This window comes from Geobacillus zalihae NBRC 101842, from assembly GCF_001544135.1.
GTDB lineage: Bacteria > Bacillota > Bacilli > Bacillales > Anoxybacillaceae > Geobacillus > Geobacillus zalihae.
This window is the reverse complement of the sequence record NZ_BCPV01000001.1, coordinates 125,115-139,498: the sequence shown is the minus strand read 5'-3', so window position 1 is coordinate 139,498 and position 14,384 is coordinate 125,115. Positions and strand designations below refer to the sequence as shown.

Below are 14,384 nucleotides of genomic sequence, written 5' to 3'. Positions count from 1 at the left end.
ATATGGTAAGGTAGAGAAGACAGGACAACTTTGCCAAAAACATGAGAGATTATATAAAAGAGGAGAGATAGGAGAATGACGGTGGCGTCATCCGAAAAAATGAAGATCAATATTGACAAGCTGAACGAGGATATCCGCCTATTTCCGCAAGTGCATCCGATTACGCCGGATATGCACATCACCCATAAAGGCGTATCCCGTTTGGTCATGCTTGACCGGTATTCATTCAAAGATACGGAGAAGCTGACGCTCACACCGGGCGATTTCGTCGTGTTGACGATCAAGGAGGATCCGAAATTCCCGGCACGAGGGCTCGGGTTTATCGTCGACATCGATTGGGAGGCGAAAAAGGCGCGCGTGTTGATTGAAGACGAATACCGGCACGTGCTCGAAGGGGAAGAGGCGGAGACCGGCATTGTGGTTCGGTCGCTCGACATTATCGACAAGCCGCTCGAGATTTTCTATGAGCAAATCGCCAAGCGCAATGCGACCGGGCTGGCGGCGGTGGAAAAGACGGAAGAAAAGCGGAAAGAGTGGTTCGAAAAGTTTTATCAAGAGCTCGCCAGCTTGAATTTTGTTCCGGCCGGCCGCGTGTTGTACGGGGCGGGTTCGGGCAAGGAAGTGACGTATTTCAACTGCTATGTGATGCCGTTTGTGAAAGACTCGCGCGAAGGAATTTCCGAACATCGGAAGCAGGTGATGGAAATCATGAGCCGCGGCGGCGGCGTTGGGACGAACGGCTCGACATTGCGGCCGCGCCATACGCTTGCGCGCGGGGTGAACGGCAAATCGTCCGGGTCGGTCTCGTGGCTTGACGATATTGCGAAGCTGACCCACCTTGTCGAGCAAGGTGGCTCCCGCCGCGGCGCCCAAATGATTATGCTTGCCGACTGGCACCCGGACATTATCGAATTCATCGTCTCGAAAATGCAAAACCCGCGCATTTTGCGCTACCTGCTCGAAAATATGGAAGACGAAGGCATCAAAAAAGCAGCGCGCGACAAACTGAAATTTACGCCGCTCACCGAGCGGGAGCGGGCGATGTACGAAGCGATCGTCCGATACAAGAACGCGCCTGACTACGGCGGTTTCACCGAAGACATCATCAAAGACGCCGAAGAAAAACTGCGCACCGGCGGTACATATACGGTGCACAACCCAGACTTTTTGACCGGTGCGAACATTTCCGTCTGCTTGACGAAAGAGTTCATGGAAGCGGTCGAAAAGGACGAAGAATACGCGCTCCGCTTCCCGGACGTGGAAACCTATTCCGAAGAGGAAATGCGCATTTACAACGAAAAATGGCATGAAGTCGGCGATGTACGCGAATGGGAGAAAATGGGCTATCGCGTCCGCGTCTACCGGAAAATCCGTGCCCGCGAACTGTGGAAGCTGATCAACATTTGCGCGACGTATTCGGCCGAGCCGGGCATTTTCTTCATCGACAACGCCAACGAAATGACGAACGCCCGCGCGTACGGGCAAAAAGTCGTTGCGACCAACCCGTGCGGGGAACAACCGTTGGCACCGTATTCGGTGTGCAATCTGGCCGCCATTAACTTGGCGAACATGGTCGACAAAGAACGGAAGGTCGTGGACTACGAAAAACTGAAACGCACGGTCGAAATCGGGGTGCGGATGCAAGACAACGTCATTGACGCCACGCCGTACTTCCTTGAGGAAAACAAAAAACAAGCGCTCGGCGAGCGCCGCATCGGCCTTGGCGTCATGGGGCTTGCAGACTTGCTCATTTACTGCGAAAAAGCGTACGGCTCTGAGGAAGGAAACCAGCTTGTCGATGAGCTGTTCCGCACGATCGCCACGACCGCATACCGGGCCTCGATCGAGCTGGCGAAAGAAAAAGGCAGCTTCCCGTTTTTGGTCGGCGAAACGGAGGAAGAGACGCGCAAGCTGCGTGAAGCGTTCATCAACACTGGCTACATGAAACGGATGCCGGAAGACATTCGTCAAGATATTTTGAAATACGGCATCCGCAACTCGCACTTGCTGACGGTGGCGCCGACGGGATCGACAGGGACAATGGTCGGCGTCTCAACCGGGCTTGAGCCGTACTTCTCGTTCTCGTACTACCGGAGCGGGCGCTTGGGCAAATTTATCGAAGTGAAAGCGGACATCGTCCAAGAATATTTGGACAAACATCCGGAAGCCGATCCGAACCACTTGCCGCCTTGGTTTGTGACGGCGATGGACTTGCCTCCGGAAGCGCACGCCGATGTGCAGTGCATCATTCAACGTTGGGTCGACTCGAGCTTGTCGAAAACGGTCAACGCGCCGAAGGGCTACACCGTCGAGCAAGTGCAAAAAGTGTACGAGCGTTTATGGCGTTGCGGTGCGAAAGGCGGAACCGTCTATGTCGACGGCAGCCGCGATGCACAAGTGTTGACGTTAAAGGCTGAGGAGAATCAGATTGAAGAGCAACTTGAACTGCTTCCAGAGGAGCTCGAGGAAAAAGAGACGAAACGCCCCGTCGTGCTCGTTGATACGATTCAAGATGTGCGCGCCACCGATGTGACAATCGGTTCCGAAATCGGCAATATTTGCCCGATTTGCCGCGAAGGGACGATCGAAGAGATCGGCGGCTGCAACACGTGCACCAACTGCGGCGCGCAGCTGAAGTGCGGCCTGTAATGGCGATACGAATGGGTTTGAATGGATGAAACGCTGGTTTCCGTAGAGGAACCGGCGTTTTTTTTTTTACATAAAAGGCAAAAGCCAAAATATAGTGGTAAAAGGAGGGAACGAAAGGGGGAGCGTCATGATTGTTCATGTCGTAAAGCGCGGGGAGACGCTTTGGCAGTTGGCTCAGCGTTACGGCGTTCCACTCGAGCGGATTGTCGCCGCCAATGAACTGAGCGACCCGAACCGGCTAGCCGTTGGCCAAGCGCTCGTCATCCCGGTTCCATATCGTTACCATACGGTCCGCACAGGGGAAACGTTATGGCAAATTGCGCGCCAGTATGGAGTGGCGGTCGAAGCGATTATACAGGCGAACCGGATCACGAATCCGTCGCTCCTTTATCCAGGGACAACGTTGTTCATCCCAGCGCGCATCCATACGGTGCGAAGCGGGGAGACGCTGGCGCAAATCGCTTCGTTCTACGGAGTGACGGTTCAGCAGCTGATCGAAGTAAACGATATTACCGATCCGAACCGGATCGTCCCCGGACAGCGGCTCATCATCCCGCCGGCGAAGCCGCTCATCGAGGTGAACGCATTTACGGTGGACCAAGGGGAGAAAGGAGCGGAGCAAGTGCGCGAAGTCGGCCGCCATTTGACCTATGCCGCGCCATTCGCCTACACGATCCGCGCCGATGGCGGGCTCAATCCGATCAATGATACAGCATTCATTCAGGCGGCTTATGCCGCCCGTGTCGTGCCGATGATGACGATCACGAACTTTACGTACCAAGACCCGGGCTCGAGGCTGGCGCAGACGATTCTGGCCGACGTTGCGCTGCAAACGCGATTGCTTGACAACGTCATTCAAGTGATGCGAGCAAAAGGGTACCGCGCGTTGAATGTCGATTTTGAAAATGTCTATCCGTCCGACCGCAAGCGGTATAACGAGTTTTTGCAGCGGGCGGCCAACCGGCTTCACGCCGAAGGGTATGTTTTATCGACGTCGCTGGCGCCCAAAATAAGCGCTGAACAAAAAGGGCTGCTGTACGAAGCGCACGACTACCCAGCCCACGGACGCATCGCTGATTTTGTTGTCCTTATGACCTATGAGTGGGGCTACCGATTTGGGCCGCCGCAAGCCATTTCGCCGGTGAATCAAATTCGGCGCGTGCTCGATTATGCGGTGACCGCCATTCCGCGTAGCAAAATCATGATGGGGTTTCAAATTTATGCCCGCGACTGGGTGCTGCCGCACGTGCAAGGGCAAGAGGCGGAAACGTTCAGTCCGAAAGAGGCGCTAGAGCGCGCCATTCGCTACGGGGCGTCCATCCAATACGATGCGGCGGCGGCTTCGCCGTTTTACCGCTATACAGATGAACAAGGGCGACAACATGAAGTGTGGTTTGAGGACGCCCGCAGCGCGTTGGCGAAATTTGAATTGGTGAAAGAATACGGATTGCGCGGAATCAGCTACTGGGTGCTCGGGTATCCGTATCCGGAAAACTGGGTGCTGTTAGAAGACAATTTCCGCATTCGCAAGCGGGGATAAGCGGTTCGAGCGTATGCGCCGGTCATCGGGCATGCGCTTTTACTTTGTTTCTTGGAGTTCGAGCCGCTTTTTGAGTTGATACATTTCCAGATCGTGCTGGCCGATCTTATGGTTTAAATATTCAATCGCAATGTTCGCGTTGCGCCAATCATGTGACAATATCTCGAACATGCGCCGATGGTCGGCCAGCTCGTCCTCGATTTTTTTGAAATGGCTGCGCGTCTCGATAATGAAATGGTCCAACTTTTCCTCGAGGCGTTGTTGCTGTTCTTCGAGGCGTTGTTGCTGTTCTTCGAGGCGCTGTTGTCGTTCTTCGAGGCGTTGTTGTCGTTCTTCGAGGCGTTGCTGTCCGGCTTCTAGGCGGTCGAGGCGTTCATGAATGGGCTGCAACTCCTCTTTCAGCACCGAGCGAAGCAATTCGACAAGCTCGTGAGACATTCTGCATCCCTCCTTTCAGTTTAGTTTTATTGTATCATTGCGTTCATGAGCTGTCATGGCAAATCGCAAAGGTGTGCGAATGTTTTGCAGGGCAATCTGTATGTTGGAACGAATATAGTAAGCGAAAGGATCGAGTTTCTAGTTGATGGAATTCAATGGCATGAAGAGAGCGAAGAATGTTGTGAAAAGTCGAAGAATAAGGGAGATGATCAAGTTGAATTTCACATGGGTCGCTGAACGGATCGGTATCGATTTGCATGTGATTGACTTGAAAAAAGAGGATGATCGACGATGGATGAAGGCGCTCATTTGGCCCGAACATAAAGACCGGCGCCAATTGTTTGAAAAGGCAGCCCGATGTCTGGAACAAACGCCGATTCGTCTGATCGAGGGAGACGGGGTTGAACTTCTCTCTGATCTTGTTGCACAAGTTCCGTCCGATACCGTTGTTTGCATCTTCCACACGCATGTCGCGAACCAAATGTCAGATGAGGCAAAGCGTGGATTGCTTGAGCAGCTTCGTGAAATCGGCCGCCAACGGGATTTGTTCCATGTGTATAACAATATGTGGGATCCGAAACTGCATCTGGATCACATGATCAATGGCCGAGAATGCCGGCAAATCGTTGCCGAAACCGACGGCCATGCCCGCTGGTTTCGTTGGGAGGCGGATGGATGTGGATGAGGAGGCGACAAGGAAACGAAAAAAGAATTCCAAATAAAGTAAGATAACGACTCCCCCGTTCTCGTCCATACTAAACTGTAAAGATGGACGAAATGGGGGAAAACGATGAAACCGTTTGTGCCAAAATTGGTGTATTTCGAACCGGAGGCGTTGTCGTACCCGCTCGGAAAGGAATTGTACGAGAAATTTACACAAATGGGAATCGAGATTCGCGAGACGACATCGCACAACCAAGTGCGCGGCATTCCGGGAGAGACGGAGCTAGCCCGGTATCGAAATGCGAAATCGACGCTCGTTGTTGGCGTGCGGCGGACGCTGAAATTTGATTCATCGAAGCCGTCAGCCGAATACGCCATTCCGTTGGCAACCGGATGTATGGGCCATTGCCATTATTGCTATTTGCAAACGACATTAGGAAGCAAGCCATATATCCGCGTGTATGTCAACTTGGACGACATTTTCGCTCAAGCGCAAACGTATATTGACGAGCGCGCACCCGAGATTACTCGCTTCGAGGCGGCATGCACGTCCGACATTGTCGGGATCGATCATTTGACCCATTCGCTGAAAAAAGCGATTGAGTTTATTGGCGCGACCGACTACGGGCGGCTCCGATTTGTGACGAAGTATGAGCATGTCGACCATTTGCTTGATGCCAAGCATAACGGCAAAACGCGGTTTCGCTTCAGCGTCAACTCCCGCTATGTGATCAACCATTTCGAGCCGGGAACGTCCTCCTTTGACGCGCGGCTTCAAACAGCGCGCAAAGTGGCCGGTGCCGGCTATAAGCTCGGCTTTGTCGTCGCGCCGATTTACCGGCATGACGGCTGGGAACAAGGGTATTTTGAATTGTTTCAGGAGCTCGCCCGGCAATTGGAAGGGGTGGACTTATCTGATTTGACGTTTGAGCTCATCCAGCATCGGTTTACCAAGCCGGCCAAGCGGGTCATCGAGCAGCGTTACCCGAAAACCAAGCTCGATTTGGACGAATCGAAGCGCAAGTATAAGTGGGGGCGGTACGGCATCGGCAAATATGTGTACCGTGACGAGGAAGCGCGGGAGCTGGAGGAAACCATGCGCTCGTATATTGCTCGCTTTTTTCCATCGGCCCAAGTGCAGTATTTTACGTAATGTTCCCTTCATGGTATAATGGGATTGATTGCTATTTTTTGTTTGCCTGGGCGGCCGACTGGCCCGGCAGCGTCTAGCCGAAGCGGGCAAAGCGGCAATGTTCATGAGAGATGCTGACGGCCGCTGCACTTGTCTGCGGCAGACAAATGTAATGGGAGGGGACAAACGTTGCCGACACCAAGCATGGAAGATTATATTGAGCAAATTTACATTTTGATTGAAGAAAAGGGCTATGCCCGCGTCTCTGACATCGCTGAAGCGTTGTCCGTCCATCCCTCCTCGGTGACGAAAATGGTGCAAAAGCTCGATAAAGATGAGTATTTAGTGTATGAGAAATACCGCGGACTCGTCTTGACGCCAAAAGGAAGAAAAATCGGCCAGCGGCTCGTCTACCGCCATGAGCTGCTTGAGCAGTTTCTCCGTTTGATCGGTGTCAGCGAAGAAAACATTTACCGCGACGTGGAAGGGATTGAACACCATTTGAGCTGGAACGCCATCGACCGGATCGGCGATTTGGTGCAGTATTTTCAAGAGGACGAACGCCGCCTTGAAGCGCTGCGCGATGTCCAAAAGCGCAATGAACAAGGAGAGTAAGCCGATGCTTGCTCTTTTTTGTTTGCCGTACTAAATGTCCTCCTTTTTTCTTACATATGTATAAACGGCAAAAAGGGGGAGGCGGCGGTGGACATTGATCTTGTCTTTTCCGGCGGCGGGGTGAAAGGGTTTGCGTTGCTTGGAGCGTATGAAGCGATTGAGGAAAAAGGTCTGCGCTGGAAGCGGCTTGCCGGCACGAGTGCGGGAGCGTTGCTTTCGGCGCTGCTATCGGCAGGCTACAGCGCCCGCGACATCGCCCGACTGCTTGAGGAGTTGGAGTTGGAGCAGTTTTTGGATGAACGGCCGCTATGGATTCCGTTTTCGCTTTGGAAATGGGTGCGCCTGTATTGGCATCTTGGGCTGTATCAAGGAAAGGTGTTTGAGCGGTGGCTCGAGGCGGCGCTCGCCGCCCGCGGCGTGCGGACGTTTCAAGATGTGCCGGCCGGCAGTTTGTATATCGTCGCTTCCGATGTGACGAACGGGCGCATCGTCGTGCTGCCGGACGATTTAGCCATATACGGCATTGACCCTGGGTCGTTTTCCATCGCCAAAGCAGTGCGGATGAGCATCAGCATTCCTTATTTCTTTGAGCCGGTCCGCCTTCGCGGGCGAAACGGTGTGGCTTTCATTGTCGACGGAGGGGTGCTCAGCAACTTTCCGCTGTTTTTGTTCGATGAAGAAAAGAAGAAAAAACGGCCGGTGCTGGGCGTTCAGCTGAGCCCAAAACCAGGGGAGCGGCCGAAACGAACGATCACCAATGCGCTCGATTTGTATGAGGCGCTGTTTGCGGCCATGAGAGAGGCGCATGATGCGCGCTACATTTCGCGCCGCCATGAAAAAAACATCGTCTTTTTGCCGGTGGACAACGTTATTTCCACGGAATTTTCCATCGACCTGGAAGCGCGCCGGCGCCTGATCGATTACGGACGCGAGCGGACGCGGCAGTTTTTGCGCCAATGGGCGTACTAGACGGGAAAGCGACAATAGGTCACACCTCTGCCGCCGATTTTTTAGCTGAACGGCAGAGGCAAACAAAAAAGAATCAAGCTAAAACGAAGCTCGATTCTTTTTTTTGCCTTTTTTGCCCTCGATCACGGTCAAGTGCGGAATGGCCGTCCGTTTTTTCAGCGGCCGCTTCAGTTTCGCCGGCTTTGCTTGTTTGCGCCCGGAGCGGGGATGGAGCTTTTTCGACTGCCGCACCGCCTTTAAATACGATAACCGATCTTGATCGGTGCGGCGTTGGTATACGAACCGGTAGAAGAGATAAATGGCGGCCAAAAACAGCGCAACAAACAGCAGCTGGCGGAACAGCACCGTCGGATGGGCAAAAAGGGTATAGACAATGCCAAGCGTTCCAAGCAAAATCATAAGCCCGACAAGCGGATGAATGGCCCGGCGCCGCAATGAGTCCACCCCCTTTGATCGATTACTGCACCGCTTGTTTCCTTTCGGCTTCCGCTTCCAAATCAAGAAGCCGCTGAAACGAGGCGATGGCCACTTCCACTTGGTCATCGTCCGGTTCTTTTGTCGTCAACCGCTGCAGCCATAGCCCGGGATAGCCAAGCCAGCTTAGCAGCGGAATATCCCTCAATTTATTTGTAAACTGCAAGACTTCAAACGAAACGCCAAGCACGACAGGAATTAAAGCGAGCCTGTTTGCGATTCGCAGCCAAAGCGGATCCGTCGGCACGAACAAATAAAGGAACAAGCTGATCATGACCGTAAATAAAATGAAGCTGCTGCCGCATCGGTAGTGAAGGCGCGAGGCGCGCTGGACGTGCTCAACAGTGAGCGGCCACCCCGCTTCAAAGGCGTTGATGACTTTATGTTCCGCCCCGTGGTATTGGAACACGCGCCTAACAAGCGGCGTCAATGAAATAAAGTAAATGTAGCCGAGCAAAAGAGCAAGCTTAAAGGCTCCTTCAAGCAAAATTTGCCCCATTTTCCCCGGTACGAGCGGTTTAAAGGCGTCGGCGGCGAGCGCCGGAACGAGCGTAAAAATGGTTTTGGCGAATAAAAACGATAGCACGCCGATGACGGCGGCGCCGAGAATCAGCCCGAATTTGGAGCGGCTTTCTTCGGCGGCCTGTTTTTCGTCCGAGGACGCCTCATATTGTTCGCTGGCAAACTGCAAATGCTTGGCCCCGTTTGCGCTCGCCTCAATAATGGCGACAATGCCGCGGACAAACGGGATTTTTTTCAGGGCAGCCAGCGTCGGATGGCTGCGGCGAGGCAGCGTAAAATAGTCAATCGTCCCGTCATGGCGGCGAATAGCGGTGACGGAGTGCGTCTTGCCAGCAAACATCACCCCTTCAACGACCGCTTGGCCGCCGTATAACGGTTTCTCCATTGATGATTTCATCAGGCCAACACCAACCTATTTTTTATGTTTATTATTTTATTCTACAAGAAATATCCGGAAACCTCTAGGTTGATGCTACGATTATGATTTCCAAAAAATCCATGATTTACACAAGAGCGGTCATTTTTTTCGTTTGATTCATGGGACGGTCGGCTTTCGGTCATACTACCAGACAAGGAGGTGCACGATGATGGCGGAACAAAAAGGGGAGCTCGAGCAAGAGAAAACGGAGCGGCCGATGACGCTCATACAAAAAACGATCATCATCGGGTTTGTCGGCGGGGTGTTTTGGAGTTTGATCGGCTATTTGGCCTATTTTTTCCATTTCAGTGAAATCAGTCCGAATATGATTCTCATCCCGTGGGTGGCCGGGGACTGGAAATATGGGAAAGCCGGCAATTATGCGGCCATCGTGCTGATCGGCATCATTTCCATTGCGGCGGCGCTTTTGTACTATGCGTTCCTGCGCAAGATCGCCGGTATGTGGGCGGGAATTGTATATGGCGTGGTGCTTTGGATGATGGTCTTTTATTTGTTTAATCCACTGTTTCCAAACGTCCAACCAGTTGCAGACTTAGAAGCGAATACGATTATTACGACGCTTTGCCTATACATTTTATATGGCGTATTTGTCGGCTATTCGATTTCGTTTGAAACGCAAGAAATGAATCGACCGGCGTCAAATGTCGGAAAAGAGGAGGCAAATGAAGGAAACTGATGAAGCTTCTTTTCGCTCTCACCCGCTCGAGTGAGTGCTGCATCAAGCGCCGCGCGGATGTCTAGCGGAAACGACCATCTTTATGGTAAAATAAAGAAGGTTTTGGAACGTTTCAGCATCAGGCGTGTTGATGAACCAATAAAAACCAGATGAGAAGGCTCTGTTCCCAGTCTTTCTGCCGTCGTCGGCAAGCGGTTCGCTTGCCGACTGGGCATATGACGGCATGCTCTCCTCAAACAATGAACGCTTTGCTGGCAAATGACATTTGCCAGCCGGCGTTCTTGTTCGAGGGAAGAGACAGAAAAGCTTGTGTTCAGCCATATGATTCTGTGTTTTTTTATCAATTTGAAGTTTTCGAATTTGTAGCTTTTACTGAGCATTGGATCGGCGTGACGGAGGCAAGCAAAGGCTTGCCCTCGACAGTCGAAAAATCGATAAGTGGCTTTTCTGTCAAAGATATGTTAAACGTTTTGGTTGCACCTATATAGTAAAATAATGGATCATCAACACTTGTGTTTCACCATCAGTCCATGGCTGCTGCGGGCGCTGCGTGAAACTGGCGCGCCTACGAGGTCTTTCGCGTCATCCTGACCGCGAAGATTTTCTCCGCTCTCGACGCAGGCAGCCAAGGAGACGAGCACACTCTAAGGGAAGAGGAGACGGAAACATGGAAAAGCTGGAAAAGCTTCGGGAGCTTCTTGACGAGCAGCATATCGACGGGCTGTTAATCACAAACGGCTACAACCGCCGCTATTTGACCGGGTTTACTGGCACGGCCGGCGCTGTACTTGTCAGCCGTCAAGGGGCGGTGTTGGTTACGGACTTCCGCTACGTCGAACAAGCATCGAGGCAAGCCCAAGGGTTTGAAGTCGTCCAGCACAGCGGGCCGATCATCGAAGAAATTGCCAATCAGGTGAAGCGGCTTGGCATCAAGAGGCTTGGCTTTGAGCAAGAACATGTCACCTATGCCGCATACAAGTCGTATGAAGAAGCCATCCGCGCTGAACTCGTGCCAACGTCTTGGCTCGTAGAAAAATTGCGCTTGATTAAGTCAGAGGCAGAGATTAAGATATTAAAGGAAGCAGCAGAAATCGCCGATGCGGCGTTTTCGCACATTTTGTCGTTCATCCGTCCAGGCGTTAAAGAAATCGAAGTGGCGAATGAGCTGGAATTTTTTATGCGCAAACAAGGGGCGTCTTCGTCCTCCTTTGATACGATCGTTGCCTCCGGCTACCGTTCGGCGCTGCCGCACGGGGTGGCGTCAGAGAAAACGATCGAGCGCGGCGAGCTCGTCACGCTTGATTTCGGGGCTTACTATAAAGGGTATTGTTCCGATATGACGAGAACGGTCGCCGTCGGCGACATTAGCGCGGAGTTGCGGACGATCTATGACATCGTTCTTGAAGCGCAGCAACGAGGCATGAACGGGCTCAAGGCAGGCATGACCGGCAAGGAAGCCGATGCGCTCACGCGCGATTACATCCGCGAAAAAGGGTATGGCGACTATTTCGGCCATTCGACCGGCCATGGGATTGGATTGGAAATTCACGAAGGGCCGACGCTTTCGTTCCGTTCGGATGTCGTGCTTGAGCCAGGCATGGTTGTCACCGTCGAGCCGGGCATTTACATCCCGGGGCTTGGCGGGGTGCGCATCGAGGACGATACGGTCATCACTGCTGACGGGAACGAAGCGCTCACCCATTCGCCAAAAGAACTGATCATTTTATAATGGATTGCGTGAGGAGGATTTCGGCTAATGATTTCAGTCAACGATTTTCGCACAGGACTTACGATTGAGGTGGACGGCGAGATTTGGCGCGTCCTTGAATTCCAGCACGTCAAGCCGGGCAAGGGGGCGGCGTTCGTCCGTTCGAAGCTGCGCAATTTGCGCACCGGCGCCATTCAGGAGCGGACGTTCCGCGCCGGCGAAAAAGTGAACCGGGCGCAAATCGACACACGCAAAATGCAATATTTGTACGCCAACGGCGACCAACACGTTTTTATGGATATGGAAACGTACGAACAAATCGAGCTGCCGGCGAAACAAATCGAGCATGAACTGAAGTTCTTGAAAGAGAATATGGAAGTATTTATTATGATGTACCAAGGCGAAACGATCGGCGTCGAGCTGCCGAACACCGTCGAGCTGAAAGTCGTTGAAACAGAGCCGGGCATTAAAGGTGACACCGCTTCTGGCGGCTCGAAGCCGGCGAAGCTCGAAACCGGCCTTGTCGTTCAAGTGCCGTTTTTCGTCAACGAAGGCGACACGCTCATCATTAATACGGCCGATGGCACGTACGTTTCGCGGGCGTAAGCGCAAGCCCGACAGGCACCGTCTCGGACACCTTCCGGGGCGGTGTTTTTTATGCGCAAAATGGGCGCCGTTTTGCTCTCCCCCATCGTTTTCCTCAGTAAAAACTTCTTCTGAAACGGCTTGTTTTCGCATACGTTTGTACTAATCGATCCCATTTGGCAAAACAGGAGGGGAACATGAAACATTGGCTGCGATCGATCGACCCGTCCGTTATGGCCATGGCTGGCATGCGGATGGTGTCCGCGTTCATTGAACTGAGCGCGGCGCTGTTGATGCTTGTGTTCAATGACGTGAAAAAAGCGCTTGCCGTTAATGCTGCGCTTGCTGTCGTCGGTCCAACCGTCATGATGGTGACCATGGCGATTGGACTGCTTTCGCTTGCGGACGAGCTCTCGTTTTCACGGCTTGGGCTTGTGGCGCTCGGGATCGCGCTCATTTTGTTCGCGATTTACAAGTAAGGCATAAACGGCGCATTCCGCCCATACATATGAACTAGTCCACAAGAAAAGGGGGAGGGCCATGGAAGCGGTGTGGGGAATTTTGCCGAAAACGGTCGCCGCCGCGTTGCAGCACCATCTTCCTTCATGCCGCCGCGGAATTGAAGAAATCCGCATCCGCGTCTCCCGGCCGCTTGAGGTGATCGTCGACGGAACGGCCCGATTGCTGCCGTATGAAGTGACGAAAGAAGACGGCGTGCATTTGCTCAACAAATTGAGTCATTATTCGATCTATGCCGTCGAAGAAGAGCTGAAGCGCGGATTTATGACGATTGAGGGGGGGCATCGCGTTGGGCTGGCCGGCAAAGTCATTACTGAAGGGGGCAAGGTGAAAGCGATCCGCGATGTTTCCTCGTTTAACATTCGCATCGCCAAGGAACAGATCGGCATCGCCGAGCCGCTGATTCCGTATGTGTACGACGGCCGCTGGCGTCATACGATGATCATCGGCTCGCCGCAGACGGGAAAAACGACGCTCCTGCGCGATGCGGCGCGCTTGATTAGCAGCGGGACGGGGCGCATTCCGGCGCAAAAGGTGGCGATCGTTGACGAACGGTCGGAAATCGCTGGCTGTGTGAAAGGGATTCCTCAGTTTTCGTTCGGCCCGCGCCTTGACGTGTTGGACGCCTGCCCGAAAGCGGAAGGGATGATGATGATGATCCGCGCGATGAGCCCTGATGTCATGATTGTCGACGAAATCGGACGCGAGGAGGACAGCGAGGCAGTGCTTGAAGCGGCCAATGCTGGCGTCTCTGTATGGACGACTGTGCACGGCCGCAACATCCAAGACGTCTGGCAGCGTCCGACGCTCGGCCCGGTGATGGAACAAAAGGTGTTTGAACGGTTTATTGAGCTGACGAACATTCCCCATCCCGGCTCAATCCGACGCATTCTCGACGCTGGCGGAACGGTGCTGTATGAAAGGGCGGTGGTCCATCGATGAAATGGTTTGGCGCTCTGTTGATTCTCGCCGCCTCAACATGGCTTGGGTTTGCCGCCGCCCGCTTGTTGCACGAGCGGCCGCGCCAGCTCCGCCAGCTGAAAGCGGCGCTGAGGGCGCTTGAGGCGGAAGTGATGTATGGCCATACGCCGCTTGCCGACGCCGCTATGCATCTCGCCCGGCAAACGACCGCCCCGTTGTCCGAATTGTTCGAGCGGTTTGCCGCCGCGTTATGCACAGAAGAAACGAGCGCCGCCGAGGCATGGGAAAAAAGCTTGCGAGCCGTATGGGGAAAAACCGCTCTAAAGCAAGGAGAATTTGAAGTGATGAAACAATTTGGCGCCACGCTTGGCCAATACGACCGGCTCACCCAGCAAAGGCAAATCGCGCTGGCGCTCGCCCATCTTGAGCGGGAGGAAGCGGAAGCGCTAGACAACCAAGCGCGCTACGCCAAGATGGCGAAAAGTTTAGGCGTGTTGGCCGGCCTGCTGCTCGTCATTTTACTCATGTAGACAG

General features: G+C 53.4%; 15 protein-coding genes. 12 read left to right on the top strand and 3 right to left on the bottom strand.

What is annotated here, in order from left to right:
• Window positions 1-75: 75 nt before the first annotated feature.
• Entirely contained in the window at window positions 76-2,649 is a 2,574-nt protein-coding gene (locus GZ1_RS00740) for a vitamin B12-dependent ribonucleotide reductase (protein ID WP_060787688.1), read from the top strand.
• Between the two features lie 127 nt (window positions 2,650-2,776).
• A complete protein-coding gene (locus GZ1_RS00735) occupies window positions 2,777-4,189 on the top strand; it encodes a glycoside hydrolase family 18 protein (RefSeq protein WP_015375388.1) in 1,413 nt (470 codons plus the stop codon).
• A 39-nt stretch (window positions 4,190-4,228) separates the two neighbouring features.
• Here GZ1_RS00735 and GZ1_RS00730 read toward each other — a convergent pair whose 3' ends face one another.
• The gene (locus tag GZ1_RS00730) at window positions 4,229-4,627 is read right to left on the bottom strand and encodes a hypothetical protein (protein ID WP_060787687.1); all 399 of its coding nucleotides are present in this window, start codon (window positions 4,625-4,627) and stop codon (window positions 4,229-4,231) included.
• A gap of 205 nt (window positions 4,628-4,832) precedes the next feature.
• Here GZ1_RS00730 and GZ1_RS00725 point away from each other — a divergent pair, with 205 nt between their 5' ends.
• From GZ1_RS00725 to GZ1_RS00710, 4 genes are all read left to right on the top strand, one after another.
• Window positions 4,833-5,312 (top strand): DUF2332 domain-containing protein, encoded by a 480-nt coding sequence (locus GZ1_RS00725; protein WP_255211260.1) that lies wholly within the window; start codon window positions 4,833-4,835, stop codon window positions 5,310-5,312.
• A 105-nt stretch (window positions 5,313-5,417) separates the two neighbouring features.
• Complete coding sequence (splB, locus tag GZ1_RS00720) at window positions 5,418-6,443, top strand: spore photoproduct lyase (protein WP_015375385.1); 1,026 nt, start codon at window positions 5,418-5,420, stop codon at window positions 6,441-6,443.
• A 168-nt stretch (window positions 6,444-6,611) separates the two neighbouring features.
• Complete coding sequence (mntR, locus tag GZ1_RS00715) at window positions 6,612-7,037, top strand: transcriptional regulator MntR (RefSeq protein ID WP_011231898.1); 426 nt, start codon at window positions 6,612-6,614, stop codon at window positions 7,035-7,037.
• A gap of 87 nt (window positions 7,038-7,124) precedes the next feature.
• Entirely contained in the window at window positions 7,125-8,006 is an 882-nt protein-coding gene (locus tag GZ1_RS00710) for a patatin-like phospholipase family protein (protein WP_021322362.1), read from the top strand.
• A 78-nt stretch (window positions 8,007-8,084) separates the two neighbouring features.
• On the opposite strand, the gene GZ1_RS00705 is transcribed toward GZ1_RS00710, so the two are convergent.
• A complete protein-coding gene (locus GZ1_RS00705; protein WP_021322363.1) occupies window positions 8,085-8,441 on the bottom strand; it encodes an SA1362 family protein in 357 nt (118 codons plus the stop codon).
• 22 nt (window positions 8,442-8,463) lie between these two features.
• Window positions 8,464-9,399, bottom strand: coding sequence for a DUF1385 domain-containing protein (locus GZ1_RS00700; protein WP_013144761.1), 936 nt, complete (start codon window positions 9,397-9,399; stop codon window positions 8,464-8,466).
• Window positions 9,400-9,586: 187 nt separating this feature from the next.
• Here GZ1_RS00700 and GZ1_RS00695 point away from each other — a divergent pair, with 187 nt between their 5' ends.
• The 6 genes from GZ1_RS00695 to spoIIIAB all read left to right on the top strand — a co-directional run bounded on the left by GZ1_RS00695 (window position 9,587) and on the right by spoIIIAB (window position 14,380).
• Window positions 9,587-10,117, top strand: coding sequence for a YqhR family membrane protein (locus tag GZ1_RS00695; protein ID WP_015375382.1), 531 nt, complete (start codon window positions 9,587-9,589; stop codon window positions 10,115-10,117).
• A gap of 667 nt (window positions 10,118-10,784) precedes the next feature.
• A complete protein-coding gene (locus GZ1_RS00685; RefSeq protein WP_015375381.1) occupies window positions 10,785-11,846 on the top strand; it encodes a M24 family metallopeptidase in 1,062 nt (353 codons plus the stop codon).
• Between the two features lie 27 nt (window positions 11,847-11,873).
• Window positions 11,874-12,431, top strand: coding sequence for an elongation factor P (efp, locus tag GZ1_RS00680; RefSeq protein WP_011231892.1), 558 nt, complete (start codon window positions 11,874-11,876; stop codon window positions 12,429-12,431).
• 176 nt (window positions 12,432-12,607) lie between these two features.
• Window positions 12,608-12,889: a YqhV family protein gene (locus GZ1_RS00675; RefSeq protein ID WP_011231891.1), complete on the top strand. Its 282-nt coding sequence runs from the start codon at window positions 12,608-12,610 to the stop codon at window positions 12,887-12,889.
• Window positions 12,890-12,950: 61 nt separating this feature from the next.
• Window positions 12,951-13,871 carry a stage III sporulation protein AA gene (gene spoIIIAA, locus GZ1_RS00670; RefSeq protein ID WP_060787685.1) on the top strand — a complete coding sequence of 307 codons (921 nt, stop codon included), beginning with the start codon at window positions 12,951-12,953 and terminating at the stop codon, window positions 13,869-13,871.
• A complete protein-coding gene (gene spoIIIAB / locus GZ1_RS00665) occupies window positions 13,868-14,380 on the top strand; it encodes a stage III sporulation protein SpoIIIAB (protein WP_020756965.1) in 513 nt (170 codons plus the stop codon). The genes spoIIIAA and spoIIIAB overlap by 4 nt, the downstream gene beginning before the upstream one ends.
• The last annotated feature ends 4 nt before the right edge of the window (window positions 14,381-14,384 follow it).

Excerpts from the sequence above, each read along its gene's own strand:
- GZ1_RS00740 (WP_060787688.1), top strand. The coding sequence starts at position 76 with ATGACGGTGGCGTCATCCGAAAAAATGAAGATCAATATTGACAAGCTG.
- GZ1_RS00735 (WP_015375388.1), top strand. The coding sequence starts at position 2,777 with ATGATTGTTCATGTCGTAAAGCGCGGGGAGACGCTTTGGCAGTTGGCT.
- GZ1_RS00730 (WP_060787687.1), bottom strand. The coding sequence starts at position 4,627 with ATGTCTCACGAGCTTGTCGAATTGCTTCGCTCGGTGCTGAAAGAGGAG.
- GZ1_RS00725 (WP_255211260.1), top strand. The coding sequence starts at position 4,833 with ATGATCAAGTTGAATTTCACATGGGTCGCTGAACGGATCGGTATCGAT.
- splB (WP_015375385.1), top strand. The coding sequence starts at position 5,418 with ATGAAACCGTTTGTGCCAAAATTGGTGTATTTCGAACCGGAGGCGTTG.
- GZ1_RS00700 (WP_013144761.1), bottom strand. The coding sequence starts at position 9,399 with ATGAAATCATCAATGGAGAAACCGTTATACGGCGGCCAAGCGGTCGTT.
- GZ1_RS00695 (WP_015375382.1), top strand. The coding sequence starts at position 9,587 with ATGATGGCGGAACAAAAAGGGGAGCTCGAGCAAGAGAAAACGGAGCGG.
- GZ1_RS00685 (WP_015375381.1), top strand. The coding sequence starts at position 10,785 with ATGGAAAAGCTGGAAAAGCTTCGGGAGCTTCTTGACGAGCAGCATATC.
- efp (WP_011231892.1), top strand. The coding sequence starts at position 11,874 with ATGATTTCAGTCAACGATTTTCGCACAGGACTTACGATTGAGGTGGAC.
- GZ1_RS00675 (WP_011231891.1), top strand. The coding sequence starts at position 12,608 with ATGAAACATTGGCTGCGATCGATCGACCCGTCCGTTATGGCCATGGCT.
- spoIIIAA (WP_060787685.1), top strand. The coding sequence starts at position 12,951 with ATGGAAGCGGTGTGGGGAATTTTGCCGAAAACGGTCGCCGCCGCGTTG.
- spoIIIAB (WP_020756965.1), top strand. The coding sequence starts at position 13,868 with ATGAAATGGTTTGGCGCTCTGTTGATTCTCGCCGCCTCAACATGGCTT.